Source organism: Roseovarius halotolerans (assembly GCF_900172255.1).
GTDB classification, from domain to species: Bacteria; Pseudomonadota; Alphaproteobacteria; order Rhodobacterales; family Rhodobacteraceae; genus Roseovarius; species Roseovarius halotolerans.
Genome location: NZ_FWFU01000003.1, coordinates 488,835 through 506,214, shown reverse-complemented (window position 1 = coordinate 506,214; position 17,380 = coordinate 488,835). Strand labels below are relative to the sequence as shown.

The 17,380-nt window shown below is 61.7% G+C and carries 17 protein-coding genes and 1 tRNA gene; 11 read left to right on the top strand and 7 right to left on the bottom strand.

All coding sequences use genetic code 11. The features are described 5' to 3' along the window. Positions 1-71 precede the first annotated feature (71 nt). Both ROH8110_RS13605 and ROH8110_RS13600 read left to right on the top strand, forming a co-directional pair. The gene (locus tag ROH8110_RS13605; RefSeq protein WP_085818262.1) at positions 72-1,334 is read left to right on the top strand and encodes a SulP family inorganic anion transporter; all 1,263 of its coding nucleotides are present in this window, start codon (positions 72-74) and stop codon (positions 1,332-1,334) included. A gap of 107 nt (positions 1,335-1,441) precedes the next feature. Beyond that, positions 1,442-1,774, top strand: coding sequence for a hypothetical protein (locus ROH8110_RS13600; RefSeq protein WP_085818261.1), 333 nt, complete (start codon positions 1,442-1,444; stop codon positions 1,772-1,774). A 158-nt stretch (positions 1,775-1,932) separates the two neighbouring features. On the opposite strand, the gene ROH8110_RS13595 is transcribed toward ROH8110_RS13600, so the two are convergent. Together ROH8110_RS13595 and ROH8110_RS13590 are read right to left on the bottom strand one after the other, a co-directional pair. Beyond that, positions 1,933-2,532 (bottom strand): GNAT family N-acetyltransferase, encoded by a 600-nt coding sequence (locus tag ROH8110_RS13595; RefSeq protein ID WP_085818260.1) that lies wholly within the window; start codon positions 2,530-2,532, stop codon positions 1,933-1,935. Positions 2,533-2,837: 305 nt separating this feature from the next. Next, the gene (locus ROH8110_RS13590) at positions 2,838-3,779 is read right to left on the bottom strand and encodes a GlxA family transcriptional regulator (RefSeq protein WP_085818259.1); all 942 of its coding nucleotides are present in this window, start codon (positions 3,777-3,779) and stop codon (positions 2,838-2,840) included. A gap of 100 nt (positions 3,780-3,879) precedes the next feature. Between ROH8110_RS13590 and ROH8110_RS13585 the strand changes: the two genes are divergently transcribed. Together ROH8110_RS13585 and ROH8110_RS13580 are read left to right on the top strand one after the other, a co-directional pair. Next, positions 3,880-4,659 (top strand): class II aldolase/adducin family protein, encoded by a 780-nt coding sequence (locus ROH8110_RS13585; protein WP_245962872.1) that lies wholly within the window; start codon positions 3,880-3,882, stop codon positions 4,657-4,659. A 689-nt stretch (positions 4,660-5,348) separates the two neighbouring features. Further along, positions 5,349-5,816 carry an MmcB family DNA repair protein gene (locus ROH8110_RS13580; RefSeq protein WP_085818257.1) on the top strand — a complete coding sequence of 156 codons (468 nt, stop codon included), beginning with the start codon at positions 5,349-5,351 and terminating at the stop codon, positions 5,814-5,816. On the opposite strand, the gene ROH8110_RS13575 is transcribed toward ROH8110_RS13580, so the two are convergent. After that, positions 5,788-5,976: a DUF6324 family protein gene (locus ROH8110_RS13575; RefSeq protein ID WP_085818256.1), complete on the bottom strand. Its 189-nt coding sequence runs from the start codon at positions 5,974-5,976 to the stop codon at positions 5,788-5,790. The genes ROH8110_RS13580 and ROH8110_RS13575 overlap by 29 nt on opposite strands. Positions 5,977-6,146: 170 nt before the next feature. On the opposite strand from ROH8110_RS13575, the gene ROH8110_RS13570 reads away from it, so the two are divergent. Continuing rightward, positions 6,147-6,223, top strand: a tRNA-His gene (locus ROH8110_RS13570). Positions 6,224-6,228: 5 nt separating this feature from the next. On the opposite strand, the gene ROH8110_RS13565 is transcribed toward ROH8110_RS13570, so the two are convergent. Continuing rightward, positions 6,229-6,540, bottom strand: coding sequence for a DUF6476 family protein (locus ROH8110_RS13565; RefSeq protein WP_085818255.1), 312 nt, complete (start codon positions 6,538-6,540; stop codon positions 6,229-6,231). Between ROH8110_RS13565 and ROH8110_RS13560 the strand changes: the two genes are divergently transcribed. From ROH8110_RS13560 to ROH8110_RS13550, 3 genes are all read left to right on the top strand, one after another. Next, complete coding sequence (locus ROH8110_RS13560; RefSeq protein ID WP_085818254.1) at positions 6,539-7,585, top strand: RluA family pseudouridine synthase; 1,047 nt, start codon at positions 6,539-6,541, stop codon at positions 7,583-7,585. The genes ROH8110_RS13565 and ROH8110_RS13560 overlap by 2 nt on opposite strands. A 138-nt stretch (positions 7,586-7,723) precedes the next feature. Next, positions 7,724-8,620: an RNA polymerase sigma factor RpoH gene (rpoH, locus tag ROH8110_RS13555; RefSeq protein ID WP_085818253.1), complete on the top strand. Its 897-nt coding sequence runs from the start codon at positions 7,724-7,726 to the stop codon at positions 8,618-8,620. Next, complete coding sequence (locus ROH8110_RS13550) at positions 8,511-9,812, top strand: alpha/beta hydrolase (RefSeq protein WP_245962854.1); 1,302 nt, start codon at positions 8,511-8,513, stop codon at positions 9,810-9,812. Before rpoH ends, ROH8110_RS13550 begins: the two co-directional genes overlap by 110 nt. Here ROH8110_RS13550 and ROH8110_RS13545 read toward each other — a convergent pair. Further along, positions 9,809-11,629, bottom strand: a complete 1,821-nt coding sequence (locus ROH8110_RS13545) for a M3 family oligoendopeptidase (RefSeq protein WP_085818252.1) — start codon at positions 11,627-11,629, stop codon at positions 9,809-9,811. The two genes, ROH8110_RS13550 and ROH8110_RS13545, sit on opposite strands and share 4 nt — an antisense overlap. 149 nt (positions 11,630-11,778) lie before the next feature. Here ROH8110_RS13545 and ROH8110_RS13540 point away from each other — a divergent pair, with 149 nt between their 5' ends. Beyond that, positions 11,779-12,609: a fumarylacetoacetate hydrolase family protein gene (locus ROH8110_RS13540; RefSeq protein ID WP_085818251.1), complete on the top strand. Its 831-nt coding sequence runs from the start codon at positions 11,779-11,781 to the stop codon at positions 12,607-12,609. Here ROH8110_RS13540 and ROH8110_RS13535 read toward each other — a convergent pair. Further along, positions 12,557-13,567, bottom strand: a complete 1,011-nt coding sequence (locus ROH8110_RS13535) for an alpha/beta fold hydrolase (RefSeq protein ID WP_085818250.1) — start codon at positions 13,565-13,567, stop codon at positions 12,557-12,559. The genes ROH8110_RS13540 and ROH8110_RS13535 overlap by 53 nt on opposite strands. Next, positions 13,567-13,854 carry an SCP2 sterol-binding domain-containing protein gene (locus tag ROH8110_RS13530; RefSeq protein ID WP_085818249.1) on the bottom strand — a complete coding sequence of 96 codons (288 nt, stop codon included), beginning with the start codon at positions 13,852-13,854 and terminating at the stop codon, positions 13,567-13,569. The genes ROH8110_RS13535 and ROH8110_RS13530 overlap by 1 nt, the downstream gene beginning before the upstream one ends. Before the next feature lie 83 nt (positions 13,855-13,937). Here ROH8110_RS13530 and ROH8110_RS13525 point away from each other — a divergent pair, with 83 nt between their 5' ends. Beyond that, a complete protein-coding gene (locus ROH8110_RS13525) occupies positions 13,938-14,504 on the top strand; it encodes a tetratricopeptide repeat protein (protein ID WP_085818248.1) in 567 nt (188 codons plus the stop codon). Positions 14,505-14,522: 18 nt separating this feature from the next. Next, positions 14,523-17,372, top strand: coding sequence for a helicase-related protein (locus ROH8110_RS13520; RefSeq protein WP_085818247.1), 2,850 nt, complete (start codon positions 14,523-14,525; stop codon positions 17,370-17,372). The last annotated feature ends 8 nt before the right edge of the window (positions 17,373-17,380 follow it).

The following is a 17,380-nucleotide window of genomic DNA, read 5'->3' as shown; positions in this document are numbered from 1 at the left end:
TCGCCTTGCACCCGCGCCGCGAGAGGCGTAGTCAATCGTCATATCTCGATTGAAAAGCCGAACGCGCGGGCATGAAACCCAAGATTCTGACCACGATGCAGGGCTATAGCCGTGCGCTTTTTGCCGCCGATCTCCTGGCCGGGGTCTCGGTCGCGATGGTTGCACTGCCGCTCAGCCTTGCCATCGCCATCGCCTCGGGGGCCGATCCCGCCAAGGGACTGGTCACCGCGATCGTCGCGGGCTTCCTCATCTCGCTTTTCGGCGGTAGCCGCGTGCAGATCGGGGGGCCGACAGGTGCCTTCATCGTCGTGGTCTATGGTATCATTGCCGCGCATGGCTATGACGGGCTGGTTCTGGCGACGCTGATGGCGGGAGGGATCCTCTTGCTGGCTGGGGCGCTTCGGGCGGGCAATCTCATCGCCTATGTCCCCGAGCCGGTGATCCACGGCTTCACCATCGGCATCGCGATCATCATCGCCACCAGCCAGCTCAAGGACCTGTTCGGCCTCAACATGGCCGAGGTTCCCGCGGATTTCCCCGACAAGCTCGCAGCACTCTGGGGCGCGCGCGAGACGCTCAATCCTTCGGCCCTTGCAATTGGCATTGCGACGCTGGTGCTCATTGTCGTCCTGCGCCGCGCCGCGCCGCGCTATCCGGGGCTGATCGTGGCGGTGGGGGCGACATCCGCCGCGGTCGCGCTGGCCTCTCTGCCGGTCGACACGATCCAGTCGCGCTTCGGCGCACTGCCTGCGGGCCTGCCGATGCCCGAAATTCCACAGATCACCCTGGCCCGCCTGGTCGAGCTTCTGCCCTCCGCACTGGTCATCGCCTTCCTCGCCGGAGTCGAATCGCTGCTTTCGGCGATGGTTGCGGACCGGATGATCGGCGCGCGCCACCGCCCCAATGCCGAAGTGCTGGCGCAAGGCATCGCCAACATCGGTTCGGCGCTCTTTGGCGGCTTGCCCGCCACCGGTGCCATCGCGCGCACCGCCACCAATATCCGCGCAGGGGGCAAGACCCCCGTTGCCGGGCTGGTCCACGCGCTGACCATCCTGCTGGTGATGCTCGTTGCCGCGCCGCTGGCCGGGTATCTTGCGATGCCCGCGCTGGCCGGGCTGCTGATCCTCGTAGCCTGGAACATGAGCGAGCCGCACAAATGGGGCGAACATTTGCGCGGGCGGCGCTCAGATCTCGTGCTCCTGCTGCTCACGATGGTCCTGACCGTGGTTGCCGACCTGACCGTGGCGATCGGGGTCGGGGTGGCCGTCGGGCTCGCGCTGCGCCTGCGGCGGCGTCCCGAACCGCCAAAGGACTGGTCGACGCCTGAAAGATAGGCGCTTGCCCTGCGATGTTTCGCCACCCGACGGGGTTTTGGGCGCCTTTCACTTGTCACATTCCAGTGAGGTGTTATGTTTCAAGGCAAGCAGAAGGAGTCGTCCACATGCCCAAGCTCATTCGCCTCTACATCACCCATGTCGCCATCGGGTTCGGAATCGCGGCGGCGTTTGTGGCGATGCTTCTGTGGTTCGACGTCGCCAATCTCTGGCACCTGGTGTCGCATTCCGACAAGGGTCTGCTTGCGGTGGTGATCCTCTGGATATCGAACGGGATCATCTTTGCCGGGGTGCAGTTCGGCATCGCGGTCATGCGTCTCAAGGACGATGACGACGACGACCATCATGGCGGCCTGCGCCAGCACGTGATGCGCCCCGATCACGCAACCATCCCGGTGCGCGCCGACGAAGGCGCAAAGAACCTGTTCGGCAAGTCCTGAACCGGATCGCTGCCAAAGCCACACCAAACCGCTCTTTGCGCCAGAATGACGAGGCAGGGGCAGGGGCCGTCGCGCGGCATCCTTGCGGACGAGGATGAAGCCTTCCTTCTCGGAAAAGCGCGTCTTCGCTTTCGCAGGACTATGGAGCGCCTGAAGCGCTACAAGGCTCCGCCAACCAGCAGCAGTTCATAGTCCACCTGTCGCATATCCTTGCCGAAAGCCTTGGACCGGGCAGTGCTCACAGCTTCAAAACCGAACGACTCGTACAGCCGACAGGCTTCGGGATGTCGATCAAAGGTCGAAACACGAACTGTCTCGAACCCTTTCTCGCGCGCTGCGGTCACGACGGCGCTCAGAAGACGCTTTCCGGTGCCTCGGCCACGATATGCCTCTTCAAGATAAAACAATCGTATCCGGGATACGGTCGATGTTTCAGCGCTGAGGAATATGCAGCCAACAGGCTGACGACCGGACTCGGCGATCAGATAAAGGCTGCGCGCATCTGACATTTGACCTTCCAGCAGGTCCAATGCCGCGCTCACAGCATCCGCGAAGGTGGAATCGAAGTCGTGAAAGGCACGATAGAAGCGCACGTTGGCGTCTTCGACCCAGATGCGGTCTGCTCCTTGATACGAGCGAATTGCAATCGAGCTGTGTCGGTTGTCTTGCGGGCACGCCATAAAGCAGACCTTGGCCGCGACGCCGAAAAAGGTCAACAAGGGCCGCCCCGGCCCCTCGGCGGGCGTTGAGACCTTCATCCAGCGAATGCTGCCGTCATCGGTAAATCATGACTTCGAGGCAGACCGCCACCCAAAGGCCCACCCGCCGGAAGGGTCGGGCGCGACCCGTGACCAGCCCGCGCGAAACGGCGGTTGGATGCCGAGCGGGGGCTTTCTGGCTTTTGGTGGATGTGTGCGGAAACCGTCAGACTCGCGGCGTCATCGGCGTGGAGGGATGGGGAGTGGAAGCTCGCTGCGCATTGGCCCAATGTCTGCTACGCGCACCGGAGTGGATAGTGGCTCCGCTAGGCTCCATAGCGCGCTTCGCGGGACTTTGCTGCCATTCAGATTTTTGGCTTCGAGGTCCGCTTGCGTATCTGTTTTGGCGAAGACCCGTAGTGAATGCGTATTGCGCGCGAGAAACTCGAGAGAGACTCAAAACCGCTGGTCCGCGCGATCTCGGTAATGGATAGCTGGGAATTGGTAATGAAATGGTATCCGACCTCCAGCCTTCGTGCTTGGTAATAGGCAGAGGGTGTCTGATTGTATGTTGCCAGACAGCGTCGGCGCAGCTTCTTTTCCGATTCGCACAAGCGCCCGCATATTTCCTTTATCGAAACAGGCTCTGACACGTTTTCGACCATAAGCTGGTGCATCCGCAGAAGCACGGGGTCAGCTGTTTTCGGGCTGCGTTGTGGGGTCTCGCTGCGCCTAACCTCACCGTGCACCATACCGTTCGCGGTGACCGATGCGAGGTCGCTGTCAACATCGCGGGCAATCCAGGCCAGAACTGCATCGCCTGTCGCTGTGCCGCCGGCTGCCGTGAGCCGTCGCCCGTCCAAACAGTATATTTGATCGCTGATTTCGATTTCGGGCCAGCCTTCGCGAAATGTAGCTTCCGCTTCATAGTGCAGCACGGCTTTTGTGCCATCCAGCAAACCCAGCTCTGCAAGAATTACCGTCCCAGTATCAACACCGCCGATCACACATTGGCGTGTCTTGGCACGCGACGCAAAAGCGCGCACCCGCGCTGTCAGATGGTCCAGGGGATCGTATCCGGCGCACAGTAGTATTAGATCCGCCTCTGGTCTGCCTTGCCAGTCGACCGTGTCCGGGGCGATCAGCGCGCCGTTTGACGCTTGAACCGGGAGATTTGTAGCGGACCGTGTTTGCCAGAAAAACACCTCACTACCTGCGCATTTGTTGGCCACGCGCAGTGTTTCGGTTGCCAGAACATAGGCCAGCATCTGGAATTGCGGGAACAATATGAACGTGACATTTGCCATAGTGGGAGTATTTGGCACAGAATCCGGCATCTCAAGTCAAGTTTTGTGTCGAAGATGATCTATCCTCCTGCGAAAATTGAGGAGAGACCTTGTGAACATCATGACCCCAACCCCGACTGGCCAGAGACCTGCAAATTGCAGTGATGCAGAATGGGAAGCCCGTTGCGAACTTGCGGCCATCTACAATGCGCTGGTCAAGTACCGGCTGACAGACGTGACCAACCAATGGCACGCGATCCGCGTACCCGGAGAAGACGCTCTGCTGACACATCACTACGGTTGGATGCACGAGGAAGTCACCGCATCCAACCTGATCAAGGTTGGCTTTGATCGGACGAACCACAATCCTGAAAACGGCGCGCCGAACCCATCTGCCACCGAGATCGGGAAGCCGTTCTTTGAAGCGCACCCGGACATGAACTGCATCATGCACATTCACACCAAGGCAATCATGGGCGTATCGGCACAGAAAGAAGGGCTTCAACCACTCAGCCAAGCCTACCTGATGATCGGTGGCGGCGATGCTCTTGGGTACACCGATTATGAATTCGAATGTACCGATGATTTTCTGAACGGCCTTTTGAAGGCAGGAGCCGGAAAAAAGGCAATCATCGAAGCCTGGCATGGCGCGTTTGTCTTCGGGGCCACGGCCGGGGAAGCCTTCTTCCGGTCCTTCTATCTTGATCAGGCCTGTGCTGTTCAACTTGAGGTGCAGAAATCAGCAGCGGGCGGTGCAACCATTCGTGCAATCCCCGAGCAAGAAATCAAACGCCATCTCGCCGATATGAGCACCAGTGATTGTTACGGGTATGAAGGTGAATTGGAATGGCTCGCCATCCGCCGCCGCCTTGATGTCGAAGCGCCACATTACACTGGCTGATCGTAACACTGGCTGATCGTATGAAATCGAAAAGGTAAATGCTGCGAGACCTATGACATGAAGTCGGAGCATGCACCATTTCCGACATTCATGGGCTGTGCAGCATGTGGTGAAACGGGCTCGAACCCGACCTTCGCCGCCGAACGACCGAATGTCCGATCTGGACCAAACCACCCCCCTCCACACTCGCAAAACACTCTTCCATGCTTCGATGTCACGATGGGCACAACCCGCCTCCCCGAGCCACGCCAAAACCGGTTGCAGTTGCGTCTTGAAGCTGCGGGCCGGGCGCTCGGTTTTCCGCCGCGCGCCGCGCGTGATGCGGTCACTTTTCGGGGCTGTTCTGAGGGGTTTTCGGCGTTCTGTACAGAACTTTTCCGGCACATGCCGATTTCGGTACAAAACCCGCGTACAAAACAGACGTTTTGTACGCGGGATTAAGTGGCGGGCCCGCACGCAACCGTTTGGTTATCTCATTCCCGAGGACCTGTATATACAGGTGGGCGCCGGAGGTAACCAGACCACGGCCTGATCAGAGCCAGCTCCCTCGGAATTGCTTAAGGCCACCGGAATGCAACCGTTCACGAGAAGGGCAGCACCCGCCAATCCTCTAATTAGGGCTTAAAGGACAACGCGACAAGGGGGCGTCTGGGGGTTGCGCATGTTCCCTTTATGTTCATACTGCTCGCATGGAACCCAAACCAGAGGAATTTGCGCGCCCCGGCCAGCTTCTGGCGCGTGGCGTATGCCGTCATCTCCTGACGCATGACTTTGTTTCCATTGAGGAATTCACGCCCGAACGTGGACGGCGCGTGGATGTGATGGCGCTTGGCCCCAAGGGCGAGATCTGGATCGTCGAGTGCAAATCATCACGCGCGGATTTCGCCTCGGACAGCAAGTGGCAGGGCTATCTGGGCTGGTGCGACCGGTATTTCTGGGCGGTGGATGCGGCGTTTCCGGTGGATCTTCTGCCCGACGATACCGGGCTCATCGTGGCCGATGCCTATGACGCCGAAATCCTCCGCATGGGGCCTGAAACCCGCCTTGCCTCTGCCAGGCGCACAGCCCTGACCCGCCGCTTCGCGCGCCACGCCGCCCTGCGCCACCAGTCCCTTCGCGACCCCGGCCTCAGGAAGACCGGGCCTGCGCCGCCTTGATCGCGGCCATGATCTCGGCGGCGATCTCCTCGGCCTCGTCGGGGGAGAAATCCATAGGAATTTCAATGCCATCGGCTTCGATGAACAGGCGCACCATGCCTTGGTCGGTCGGCCCGATCTGAAGATTGGCTTCGATATCGCGTTCGGTGTTGATGCCCATAACGGCCTCCTGCACAAGCGATATGCGCGTACTCGTTTCTGCATTGAATGGCAAGAAGGATGCGCCCCGCACCGCTCAGCGCCCCCGCCTCGGTCACCCGCACAAAGCTCGCAAAACGCGCTTCAATAGGCTTGCATTCGCCGGGCGGGAAAGTTACATCGCGCCCCAGTGCCGCCTTAGCTCAGTAGGTTAGAGCGCTTGATTGTGGATCAAGAGGTCGCCCGTTCGAGCCGGGCAGGCGGTACCATCCTTTCACGATCCGTCCTGTTTTATCTGGACCGTGCGCCGCAATTGGCCGGTCACGCGGTCATAGATCAGGATGCGATCGTCATCGGTGACCACCGCGAACCAACTCCGCCCCTGGGTGAAGGCCTGCGCGCTGGCGCCGTCCGGCAGTTCGATCGTCTCGGGCAGCTCGGGGCCCTTGTCGGCGAAGCGGGTGACAAGAAGGAAGATGATGACTAGAACCCCGGCAATCATCGTGCCCGTCAGGATCGTGACCAGCAGGCGCAGATACCTTAACATCGCCGGATCGACCGGCTGAGGCTCGGGGCTGTTGTCCATGTCGTCCACCCTTGTTTCATTCCGGATCGCAGCCGATCCGCCACCCCGCCTTGATAAGGCGTTGTCCCGCGATGTGCCAGAGGACGCGGCACTGTCGCGCACGCGCCTTGCCCGGCTGATCGCCGAAGGCGCGGTCCGCGTGAACGGAACCCCTGTCACAGAACCCAAGGCCCGTGTGGGCGGGGGCGACCTTGTCGAGATCACCGTGCCAGAGGCCGAGGAAAGCCATATCGGGGCCGAAGATATCCTGCTGGATGTGATCCACGAGGACGACGACCTGATCGTCATCAACAAGCCCGCCGGAATGGTGGTCCATCCTGCGCCCGGCAGCCCCGGTGGCACGCTGGTCAACGCCCTGCTGCATCACTGCGGCGAGACCCTTTCGGGGGTGGGCGGGGCCAAGCGTCCCGGCATCGTGCATCGGATCGACAAGGATACCAGTGGTCTTCTGGTGGTCGCCAAGTCGGACCGGGCGCATCACGGTCTGGCCGCGCAGTTCGAGAAGCACAGCGTCGAGCGGTATTACCGCGCCGTTGTCTATGGTGTGCCGGACGCCGCCGATCCGCGCCTGCGCGGGCTGCGCGGGGTGGGGTTTGAAAGCGGCAACATCATGCGTATCACCACCCAGCTTGCCCGCCACCGCACCGACCGCCAGAAACAGGCGGTGCTGTTTCAGGGCGGGCGCCATGCGGTCACGCGCGCCCGTGTGGTCGAAAGCTTCGGCCAGCCCGCTGTCGCCGCGCTGGTGGAATGCTGGCTGGAAACCGGACGAACGCACCAGATCCGCGTGCATATGGCCCATGCGGGGCATGGTTTGGTCGGTGATCCGGTCTATGGCGGGCGGCGCAAACTGCCGCTTCGTGCCTTGCCCGACGCTGCTTTACAGGCGACACGTGACTTTCCCCGACAGGCACTGCATGCGGCCATCCTGGGTTTCGAGCACCCCGTGAGCGCGCAGAATATGCGTTTCGAGGCGCCGCTGCCTGCCGACATGGCCGGACTGATCGCGGCCTTGCGTGGTGACGCCTCCTGCACGGTTGCGTGAGGGCGATGTCACATTGTCGCAAAAGGAACCAACGGCGGTGATCGTCTGTTAACGTTTAACAAGCGATACCTCTTGAAGCGGCGCTTCCGAGGCCCCATCTAGATGTTAACCCTATAAACATTGGGAGGGACATAAGAGTTGAGTAACTATGCAAATCTCCCGGCCCCGTCGCCGGAGGGCGGCCTGAACCGCTACCTTCAGGAAATCCGGAAGTTCCCTCTTCTGGAGCCGGAAGAGGAATATATGCTCGCCAAGCGGTGGGTCGAAGAACAAGATACTGAAGCCGCGCATAAAATGGTCACCAGCCACCTGCGCCTGGCCGCCAAGATCGCCATGGGCTATCGCGGCTATGGCCTGCCGACGGCGGAGGTGATTTCAGAGGCCAATGTGGGCCTGATGCAGGCGGTGAAGCGATTCGATCCTGAACGCGGGTTCCGCCTTGCGACCTATGCCATGTGGTGGATCCGGGCCAGCATTCAGGAATATATCCTGCGCAGTTGGTCGATGGTCAAGCTGGGCACGACCAGCGCCCAGAAGAAGCTGTTCTTCAACCTGCGCAAGGCCAAGGCCAAGATCGGCGCGCTCGAAGAGGGCGACCTGCGCCCCGAGAACGTCAAGCAGATCGCCACCGACCTGGGCGTGACCGAGGCCGAGGTCATCTCGATGAACCGGCGCATGTCAGGCGGCGATGCATCGCTCAACGCCCGCGTCGGTGCCGAGGGCGAAGGCACGATGGAATGGCAGGATTGGCTTGAGGACGAGGATGCCGATCAGGCGACGGATTACGAGCGCCGCGACGAGCTCGAGGCGCGGCGCGAGCTGCTGGCCAAGGCGATGGATGTGCTCAACGATCGCGAGAAAGATATCCTGACGCAGCGTCGTCTCAGCGATCAGACCATCACCCTGGAAGACCTGAGCAGCCAATATGATGTCAGCCGCGAGCGTATCCGCCAGATCGAGGTGCGTGCCTTCGAGAAACTGCAAAAGCGGATGCGGGAACTCGCCGGTGAAAAAGGCATGCTGCCATCGGCCTGATTCCTTGGCGCTGGCGCGAAATGAAGGTAACCTCTCCCGTGATACGGGAGAGGTTTTTTTGATAAAGTTTAACACTTTCATTTCAACGGTGAAGGCGACGCGCGCATCACACGCGATTCTGTTTGGGGCGGTGCTCCTGATGGTCGCTTGCGCGCCGCGGCCGACTGCGGAACGCGGGCCCAGGATCGAAGAAGCGCAGATCAGGCAGGTCTATGTCGCCACGCAGCGCGACCTGAGCCGTCCGCGCCAGACCTTTGGGCAACCGCGCAACGAACAGTTGAATTTCTTCCGCGCCTCGGTGTCCATCCCGCCGGTCCATCAGCCGGGCCAGGTCGAATGGGCGAAGCGGGGTGAAACGGCCGATCCGGCGCGCCATTTCGTGGTCACGGATACCAAGGTCTATGACCGGCCGAACAGGTTCATGCGCGAGATGAAGCGTGATTCCACGATGAACGAAACGATGGTTTTCGTTCACGGATACAACAACACCCTTTCGGACGCGATGTATCGACTGGCGCAGATCCAGGAAGATTTCGATCTGGGCATGTCTTCGGTCCTGTTCTCGTGGCTGTCGTCAGGTGATGCGCGGGGTTATATCTATGACCGAGACAGCATTCTCTATGCCCGGGACGATCTGGAAGAAGTGCTGAAGGCTGTCAGCGCGCAGGATAACGGTTCGATCCTGCTGGTGGCGCATTCGATGGGGTCGCACCTCGTGATGGAGGTCTTGCGACAGGCTGCGTTGCGCGGCGACCGGGAATTGCTGTCGCGTATCAACGGCGTGATCCTGATGTCACCCGATCTCGACCCGGATCTGTTTCGCAGTCAGGCCGAGGCCATCGGCAAGCTGCCGCAGCCTTTCTTGATTTTCGTCTCACGCGAGGACCGGGCACTGTCTCTGGCCAGCTTCATCACAGGGCGCAAACCGCGCCTTGGCGTGATCGACGGCCCCGAGGCTGTCGAGGGGCTGCAGGTGCAGGTCATCGATTTCACCGCGCTCGCCGATGGCGAGGGATTGAATCACTCCGTACCTGCGACATCTCCGGCGGCGATCTCGTTGCTCAAGGGCATGTTCACGCAGGCCTCGACGGGCAACGGCCGGTTCGACGATTACATGGTGCTCAAGGCCCCCCCGCCCGAATCCGGCGTATTGCCGATTCCGGGCGGAGGCATGATTGGGCGCAGACGTTAGTCTTCCATCGCTTCCAATTCGTCGATCAGGCGTGAAATCATGCTCAGGCCCTTGTCCCAGAAGGCCGGATCGCTGGCATCGAGTCCGAAGGGGGCCAGCAATTCCTTGTGGTGCTTCGAGCCGCCTGCCTTGAGCATCTCGAAATACTTGTCCTGGAAGCCTTCGGGGTTTTCCTCGTAGACAGCGTAAAGCGCGTTCACCAGTCCATCGCCAAAGGCATAGGCATAGACATAGAAGGGCGAATGGACGAAATGCGGGATATAGGCCCAGAAGGTCTCGTAGCCGTCCATGAAATCGAAGGCCGGGCCAAGTGACTCCGCCTGAACCGACATCCACAGGGCGTTGATGTCATCGGGTGTCAGTTCACCGCCACGGCGCGCATCGTGCAGCTTGCACTCAAAATCGTAGAACGCGATCTGGCGCACCACGGTGTTGATCATGTCCTCGACCTTGCCAGCCAGAAGCACCTTGCGTTCGGTCTGCGTCGACGCCTTCTCAAGCATCTTGCGGAAGGTCAGCATCTCGCCGAAGACACTGGCGGTTTCCGCAAGTGTCAGGGGCGTGTTGGCAAGCAATTCGCCCTGATCGGCGGCCAGAACCTGATGGACGCCGTGGCCCAATTCATGCGCCAAGGTCATGACGTCGCGCGGTTTGCCGAGGTAGTTCAGCATCACATAGGGATGCACATCAGTGACCGTGGGATGGGCGAATGCGCCCGGCGCCTTGCCGGGTTTGACACCGGCATCGATCCAGCCCTTCTTGAAGAACGGATCCGCCAAATCACCCATGCGCGGATCAAAGGCCGAATAGGCCTCCATCACGATGTCGCGGGCACCGTCCCAATCGACGACCTTCTTGTCCTCGATGGGCAGGGGGGCATTGCGGTCCCAGACCTGCATCCGGTCCAGCCCAAGCCACTTGCGTTTCAGCTCGTAGTAGCGGTGGCTCAGCTTGGGATAGGCCGCGACAACCGCATCGCGCAGCGCCTCAACCACCTCGGGTTCGACATCGTTCGAGAGGTGGCGCCCGGTCTGTGGCGTGGGCATACCACGCCAGCGATCGATCACTTCCTTTTCCTTGGCCGATGTATTGTGCACACGGGCGAATGTGCGGATGTTCTGGCCGAACACGCGGGCCAGTTCATGCGCTGCGCTTTCGCGCTTGTGGCGCGACTGATCGGTCAGCAGGTTCAGCGTAGCCTCGATGCCCAGTTCATCGCCGTCGACGGTGAAGCTCAGCCCTGCGATCGTCTCGTCGAAGAGCCGCTCCCAGGCGTCGCCGACAACGCCCAGATCATGAAGGAATTTCTCGAGTTCGTCGGAAAGCTGGTAGGGCTTCATCGCGCGGATGCGATCCAGCACCGGCTTGTAGCGCGCAAGCTCGGCATTCTGTGCATACATCGCGCTCAGAGCGGCTTCATCGAGCCGGTTCAGTTCGAGCGAGAAGAATACCAGCGGGGTGGTGTAGGTGGTGATCTTTTCCTGGCAGTCGGAAAGAAACTTGGCGCGTCCGCCATCGGTGGTCTGCTGGTAATAGCGCAGCCCGGCATAGGACATGATGCGCCCGGCGATGTTGCTGATCTTTTCGTCGCGCCGGATGCATTCCAGTAACCCGTCCGCATCAAGGTCCGCCAGCTTGTTCTCGTAATCGGCAGCGAAATCGGCGCACGCCTTTTCCAGCCAGTCCAGATCGCGCTTGAGTTCGGCGGCATCGGGGCTGGCATAGAGATCCGTCAGGTCCCATTCCGGCAGTGCGCCAAGGTTGTCTTCACCGGAACCGGCATTGGCGTCATGGGCGGGAACGGGCAGATGGAACATGCGAGGGCCTCCTTTGTCTCAGGTCACACACATATGCGGGGCAGGGAGGCGGCTCAAGCCTTGATCCGGGGATCCGGGCCTGCCCTCCCTTGCAAGGCGCAAGCCAGCAGCTATCCTGCGCCTTCAAGCAACGGAGATGGGGGCGCGGGATGCGTTACGCACGATTTGGAGAGCCGGGACAGGAACGCCCCGGCATGTTGGACGATCGGGGGCGATTGCGCGATCTCTCCGGAGTCGTGCCCGATATCGCCGGAGCGGTATTGGCGGGGCTGCCCAGGATCGACGCAGACGCTCTGCCGCTTGTCGAGGGATCGCCGCGCCTTGGCCCGCCGGTGGGACATGTGGGCAAGTTCATCGGGATCGGTCTCAACTATTCCGATCACGCCGCGGAAACCGGGATGGAGCCGCCCGAGCATCCCATTGTATTCATGAAGGCCACATCGTCGATCATCGGGCCGAACGATACGGTCAGCCTGCCGCGCGGCTCGCGCCATTCGGATTGGGAGGTGGAGTTGGGCGTGGTCATCGGGAAAACGGCGAAATACGTAAGCGAGGCCGACGCGCTTGATCATGTGGCAGGCTATTGCATCGTGAACGACGTTTCCGAGCGCACCTTTCAGTCCAAACGATCGGGTCAGTGGACCAAGGGCAAGAGCTGCGACACCTTCGGGCCGATCGGTCCGTGGCTGGTGACACCGGACGAGGCGGGCGATCCGCAGAATTTGAGACTGACGCTGGATCTGAACGGCGAGCGCATGCAGACGGGCCATACCGGCAAGATGATCTTCAGCGTGGCGCAGATTATCGCGCATCTGAGCGAGATGATGAGCCTGCAACCGGGAGACGTGATCGCTACCGGCACGCCGCCGGGTGTCGGTATGGGCATGTCACCGAGACGGTTTCTGGCGGAGGGAGACGTGATGGAGCTTACGATTGACGGGCTGGGGCAGCAGCGGCAACCGGTCGTGCGCGATCCTTAGATGAAGAGGTCTCGCACGCGACGCGCTCGGGTGCGTCAAAAAACCTGCCGATCAGTTCCATGACGCCACCACGCATCTCGGGCGTGTCCATCAGGACTTCGTGGCGACCGGACTCGATCACCTCGAGCCGCCCGCCGGGCCATCTCGACATGCGTTCGATGATCCGTGCGGGGTCGACGATGTCTTCCTCAGACCCCAGAACCGTCAGGCAGGGCAAGTCGGGCGAAGGTTTGCGGGCCAGCGCGCGGGTCTCGCTCAGGGCTTCGTAGAGCCAATGCAGGCTGGGGCCGCCAAGGCCCAGTTCGGGATAGGCGAGCGCCTGGTCGATCATGTATTGATACATGTCCGGGCAACTGGTCAGCTTGTTGGTCGCGAAGGGTTCGGTCAGCACATAGTTTTCCGGTTCGGTGCCGGGGGCGTATCTTTCGCCCAGGCCCAGCTTTCGGCTGCCCCATGACAGTGACCAGGCCAGCGGGCGCAGCGAACCGGACATCTTGATCCCCCACATCGGGCCGGAAAAGGCGCAGCTTTGGACCGGCAGGCCATCCATCACCGCCCGCAACCCAATGCAGCCGCCCATGCTATGCGCCAACAAATGCCAGGGGCGCGGCAGATCGAGCGTGTCGGCGGTGGCGATCATGGCGTTCACGTCATGCTGGTAATCGCTGAAGCGCATCACATGGCCGGACATCGCATCGCCCGTCAACCTGTCCGAGAGGCCCTGACCGCGCCAGTCCAGCGCAAAGGTCGCGTATCCGCGCTTTGCCAGATCGCCGGCGGCGCGGCCGTATTTCTCGATATACTCGGTGCGACCAGGAAACAGCAGCACCGTTCCGCGTGGCTTCGATGCACCCCACAAGCCCGCCCGCACGCGCACCCCGTCCTCGGTGATCAGCCACCAGGCTGCACCATCGGTCGGTCCGTCGGCCACGTCGGCAAAGAAGGGGGCGTTTTCCATCAGGACAGCACGCTTCCCAGTTTCATCGCGGTACCCATGTCGCCATCGACGCTGAGCTTGCCCGACATGAAGGCCGCTGTCGGGTCCATATCGCCATCGAGGATCGCCTGAAACGTATCGGCATCCGCGGTCAACGTGACCTCGGCCTCTTCATCGGCGGCGCGGGCGCCATCGCCGTCGACCATGATCGCACCTTCGTTCTCGATCACGAACTTGGCGTTGCCGTCGAACCCGTCGCTCATTTTTTCGTTGAGAGCGTTGACTGCGCTGTTGATAAGGTCGCTCATATGGTGATCCTCCTGATGACCGTCGTAGTTTGTGGTTCCGGGGGGTGTGAATCCGGTTTTCACTCGCTACATTCAGAGTCGTTATGAGCGCAACCATGCATCACCTCAATCGTATCGTCGCGGCACTTGTTGCTGTAGTCATGTTTTCCCTACCTGCGGCGGCATCGGATAGCGCGCGGCTGGACGGGCTGTTCGATGCGCTTGAAACTGCTGAAACCCCTGCAGAAGCGCGCCGCGTGGCCCGCGACATCGAGCATGCGCTCGCGCAGTCCGGGTCGCCCGCGATGGATCTGTTGCTCAAGCGCGGCAACGGCGCCCTTGAGGCAGGTGATTCGGAAGAGGCGATCGGCCATTTTACCGCGCTGACCGATCATGCGCCCGATTTCGCAGAGGGTTGGCACATGCGTGCGGTGGCGCTTGCGCGCGCGGGTCTCTATGGTCCGGCGCTTGCCGATGTGGAGCGCGCCCTGTCGATATCGCCACGGGATTTCAACGCGATCTACAGTCTTGGCGCTGTGCTGAAAGAGGTGAACCGCCCCGACATGGCATATGAGGCCTTTTCCCGCGTTCTCGAGATTCACCCCCATCACGAAGCCGCGCGTGCGGCGCTGGACCGTCTTGGCCCCGAAATCGGCGGGCGCGACCTCTGATCTGAACGGAGATGGCCGATGGCCGAGCAGTCAAGAACCCTCGCGGTTCTGGGCCCCACCAATACCGGCAAGACGCATTTCGCGATCGAACGGATGCTGGGGTATCGGACCGGAATCATCGGCCTGCCGCTGCGACTTCTGGCGCGCGAGGTCTATGACCGGATCGTGGCCTTGCGCGGGCCGTCGGTGGTGGCATTGGTCACGGGCGAAGAGCGCATCGTGCCCGAGCGCACCCAGTATTGGGTCTGTACCGTCGAGGCGATGCCCGAGGGGCTGGGAACCGATTTCGTCGCGGTTGACGAGATCCAGCTTTGCGCCGATCCCGAGCGCGGCCATGTGTTCACCGATCGCCTCTTGAAGATGCGCGGCCAGCGCGAGACCCAGTTTCTCGGCTCGCACACGATGCGGGGCGCGATCGCCGCCCTGGTGCCGGGGGTGGAGTTCATCAGCCGGGAGCGTATGTCGCAACTTTCCTATTCTGGTTCCAAAAAGATAAGCAAGATGCCCGCAAGAAGTGCAATAGTCGGGTTTTCGGTCGATAATGTATATGCCATCGCCGAGTTGCTGCGGCGCCAGAAAGGCGGCGCAGCCGTGGTCATGGGCGCGCTGAGCCCGCGCACGCGCAATGCGCAGGTGGCGCTCTATCAGAATGGCGACGTGGATTACTTGGTGGCGACCGATGCGATCGGTATGGGGCTCAATCTCGATATTGACCACGTCGCATTCTCGTCACTGAGCAAGTTCGACGGACGGCGGATGCGGTCACTGGCACCCAACGAGTTGGCGCAGATCGCGGGCCGCGCCGGGCGCGGCATGAGCCATGGCACGTTCGGTGTGACTGGCGAGGCGCCCGCGCTGCCCGACGAGGTGGCGCAGGCGATCATGGAGCATCGTTTCACACCCATCCGAAAGCTTGAGTGGCGCAACGCGAAGCTGCCCTTCGGGGATATCGAAGCGCTGATTGCCGCGCTCGAGGCCCGGCCTGATGACGAATGGCTAAGCCGCGCGCGCGAAGCGGATGACCTCGGTGCGCTGAAGGCGCTGTCTGAGCTGGCGGGTGTGCGCTCGCGCGCCAGCGACGGGCCTTCGGTGCGCCTGCTTTGGGATGTCTGCCGCGTGCCGGATTTTCGCGGCATCAGCCAGGCGGAGCATGCCGGCCTACTGGAGACGATCTTCTGCGATATTCACGAGCGCGGTCATGTTCCCGTCGATTGGCTCGCCCGCCAGATTCGGCGCATCGACCGGACCGACGGAGACATTGACACGCTGTCGAAACGTCTCGCCTATATTCGGACCTGGACTTATGTTGCGCAGCGAAAAGGCTGGGTCGATGACGAAAGCCATTGGCGCGGCGAAACACGCGCGGTAGAAGACCGCCTGTCGGATGCGCTGCACGAGCGTCTGACCCAGAGATTTGTGGACCGGCGCACATCCGTGCTCTTGCGCCGGCTCAAGCAGAAGGAGGCCATGGTGGCCGATGTGAACGAAAATGGCGAGGTGACGGTCGAAGGCGAATTCGTCGGGCGTCTTGAGGGATTCCGCTTCATCCAGGATAAAGGTGCGCCCGGCCAGGAAGAAAAAGCCGTGCGTCAGGCGAGCCTGCAAGCGCTGGCCCCGCATTTCCACCTCAAGGCCGACCGGTTCTACAATGCCCCGGATACCGAGATCGACTATACCGAGCAGGGGGGCCTCATGTGGGGCAACCAAGCGATCGGCAAGCTGGTTTCGGGGGCGGATCCGTTGAAACCGCAGGCAGAGGCGTTTGTCGACGAGGTCGCGGGCGCGGACGTGGCGCAGAAGGTGCAGCGCCGGTTGCAGCATTTCATCGACCGTAAGGTGGCCACCCTGTTTGAACCGCTGCTGAACATCCAGCGTGACGAAAGCCTGAGCGGGCTTGCGCGCGGCTTCGGTTTCCGGCTGGTCGAGAATTTCGGCATCATTCCGCGCGGCGAGGTGGCGGATGATGTCAAAGCTCTGGATCAGGATGCGCGGGGCGCGCTGCGCAAGCATGGCGTGCGCTTCGGTCAGTTCACCATCTTCATGCCGCTTCTGCTCAAGCCCGCACCGACGCGGCTTCGGCTGTTGCTGTGGTCGCTGTCGCAGGGGCTGGACGAATTCCCCGAAGCTCCGCCGCCGGGCCTTGTGACCGTGCCTGCGGGGGCCTCCGGTACTGTTCCACGCGGCTATCACTCGATGGCCGGTTACCGCGCCGCCGGTGAGCGGGCGATCCGTATCGACATGCTCGAGCGGCTGGCGGACATGCTGCGGGCCGAAGACAGCCGTGGTGGGTTCGAGGCCACGGCCGATATGCTGTCGATCACCGGCATGACGCTGGAACAGTTCGCTGATCTGATGAACGGCCTTGGTTACAAGTGCGAACGCGGCGAACGTGAAAAGGTGAAGCCGGTCGATCAGGCCGTGCAGGAAGCCCCGGCAGATGAGACCGCAAGCACTGAGGCGACGACGCCCGAGGCCGAGGTTGAGGCCATCCCCGACGAAGGCGAAGCGCCGATTGCCGTGGAACCAGCCGAGCAAACCGAGCAGCCCGAGGACATTCCAGCCGCAAGCGAGGGCGAGGTGCTGCCGGGCGACACCCCCGCAGCGGAGCCTTCGGAACCCGAGATCGAGGTGTTCTACACCTTTACCTGGGCGGGGCGTGGAGGGCGCGCGCGCAATGAAGGGCGCGCCAAGCCTGCGGGCGGTGCAAAGCCGCGTGGCAAGGGCGGCAAGCCCGGCGGTAGCAAGGGCAAACCCCGTGGTGAGCAGGGCCCCAAGACCTTCTCGGCGCGTCCCGATCGCAAGAAAGACCAGATCGACCCGGACAACCCTTTTGCCGCGGCTCTGATGGGGCTGAAGGACAAGGGCTGAGAGCGGCG

What these genes read in the sequence shown, in the direction of transcription:
- ROH8110_RS13605 (WP_085818262.1), top strand. Translation starts at nt 72, where the DNA reads ATGAAACCCAAGATTCTGACCACGATGCAGGGCTATAGCCGTGCGCTT.
- ROH8110_RS13600 (WP_085818261.1), top strand. Translation starts at nt 1,442, where the DNA reads ATGCCCAAGCTCATTCGCCTCTACATCACCCATGTCGCCATCGGGTTC.
- ROH8110_RS13595 (WP_085818260.1), bottom strand. Translation starts at nt 2,532, where the DNA reads ATGAAGGTCTCAACGCCCGCCGAGGGGCCGGGGCGGCCCTTGTTGACC.
- ROH8110_RS13590 (WP_085818259.1), bottom strand. Translation starts at nt 3,779, where the DNA reads ATGGCAAATGTCACGTTCATATTGTTCCCGCAATTCCAGATGCTGGCC.
- ROH8110_RS13585 (WP_245962872.1), top strand. Translation starts at nt 3,880, where the DNA reads ATGACCCCAACCCCGACTGGCCAGAGACCTGCAAATTGCAGTGATGCA.
- ROH8110_RS13580 (WP_085818257.1), top strand. Translation starts at nt 5,349, where the DNA reads ATGGAACCCAAACCAGAGGAATTTGCGCGCCCCGGCCAGCTTCTGGCG.
- ROH8110_RS13575 (WP_085818256.1), bottom strand. Translation starts at nt 5,976, where the DNA reads ATGGGCATCAACACCGAACGCGATATCGAAGCCAATCTTCAGATCGGG.
- ROH8110_RS13560 (WP_085818254.1), top strand. Translation starts at nt 6,539, where the DNA reads ATGTCGTCCACCCTTGTTTCATTCCGGATCGCAGCCGATCCGCCACCC.
- ROH8110_RS13565 (WP_085818255.1), bottom strand. Translation starts at nt 6,540, where the DNA reads ATGGACAACAGCCCCGAGCCTCAGCCGGTCGATCCGGCGATGTTAAGG.
- ROH8110_RS13550 (WP_245962854.1), top strand. Translation starts at nt 8,511, where the DNA reads ATGATGTCAGCCGCGAGCGTATCCGCCAGATCGAGGTGCGTGCCTTCG.
- ROH8110_RS13545 (WP_085818252.1), bottom strand. Translation starts at nt 11,629, where the DNA reads ATGTTCCATCTGCCCGTTCCCGCCCATGACGCCAATGCCGGTTCCGGT.
- ROH8110_RS13540 (WP_085818251.1), top strand. Translation starts at nt 11,779, where the DNA reads ATGCGTTACGCACGATTTGGAGAGCCGGGACAGGAACGCCCCGGCATG.
- ROH8110_RS13535 (WP_085818250.1), bottom strand. Translation starts at nt 13,567, where the DNA reads ATGGAAAACGCCCCCTTCTTTGCCGACGTGGCCGACGGACCGACCGAT.
- ROH8110_RS13530 (WP_085818249.1), bottom strand. Translation starts at nt 13,854, where the DNA reads ATGAGCGACCTTATCAACAGCGCAGTCAACGCTCTCAACGAAAAAATG.
- ROH8110_RS13525 (WP_085818248.1), top strand. Translation starts at nt 13,938, where the DNA reads ATGAGCGCAACCATGCATCACCTCAATCGTATCGTCGCGGCACTTGTT.
- ROH8110_RS13520 (WP_085818247.1), top strand. Translation starts at nt 14,523, where the DNA reads ATGGCCGAGCAGTCAAGAACCCTCGCGGTTCTGGGCCCCACCAATACC.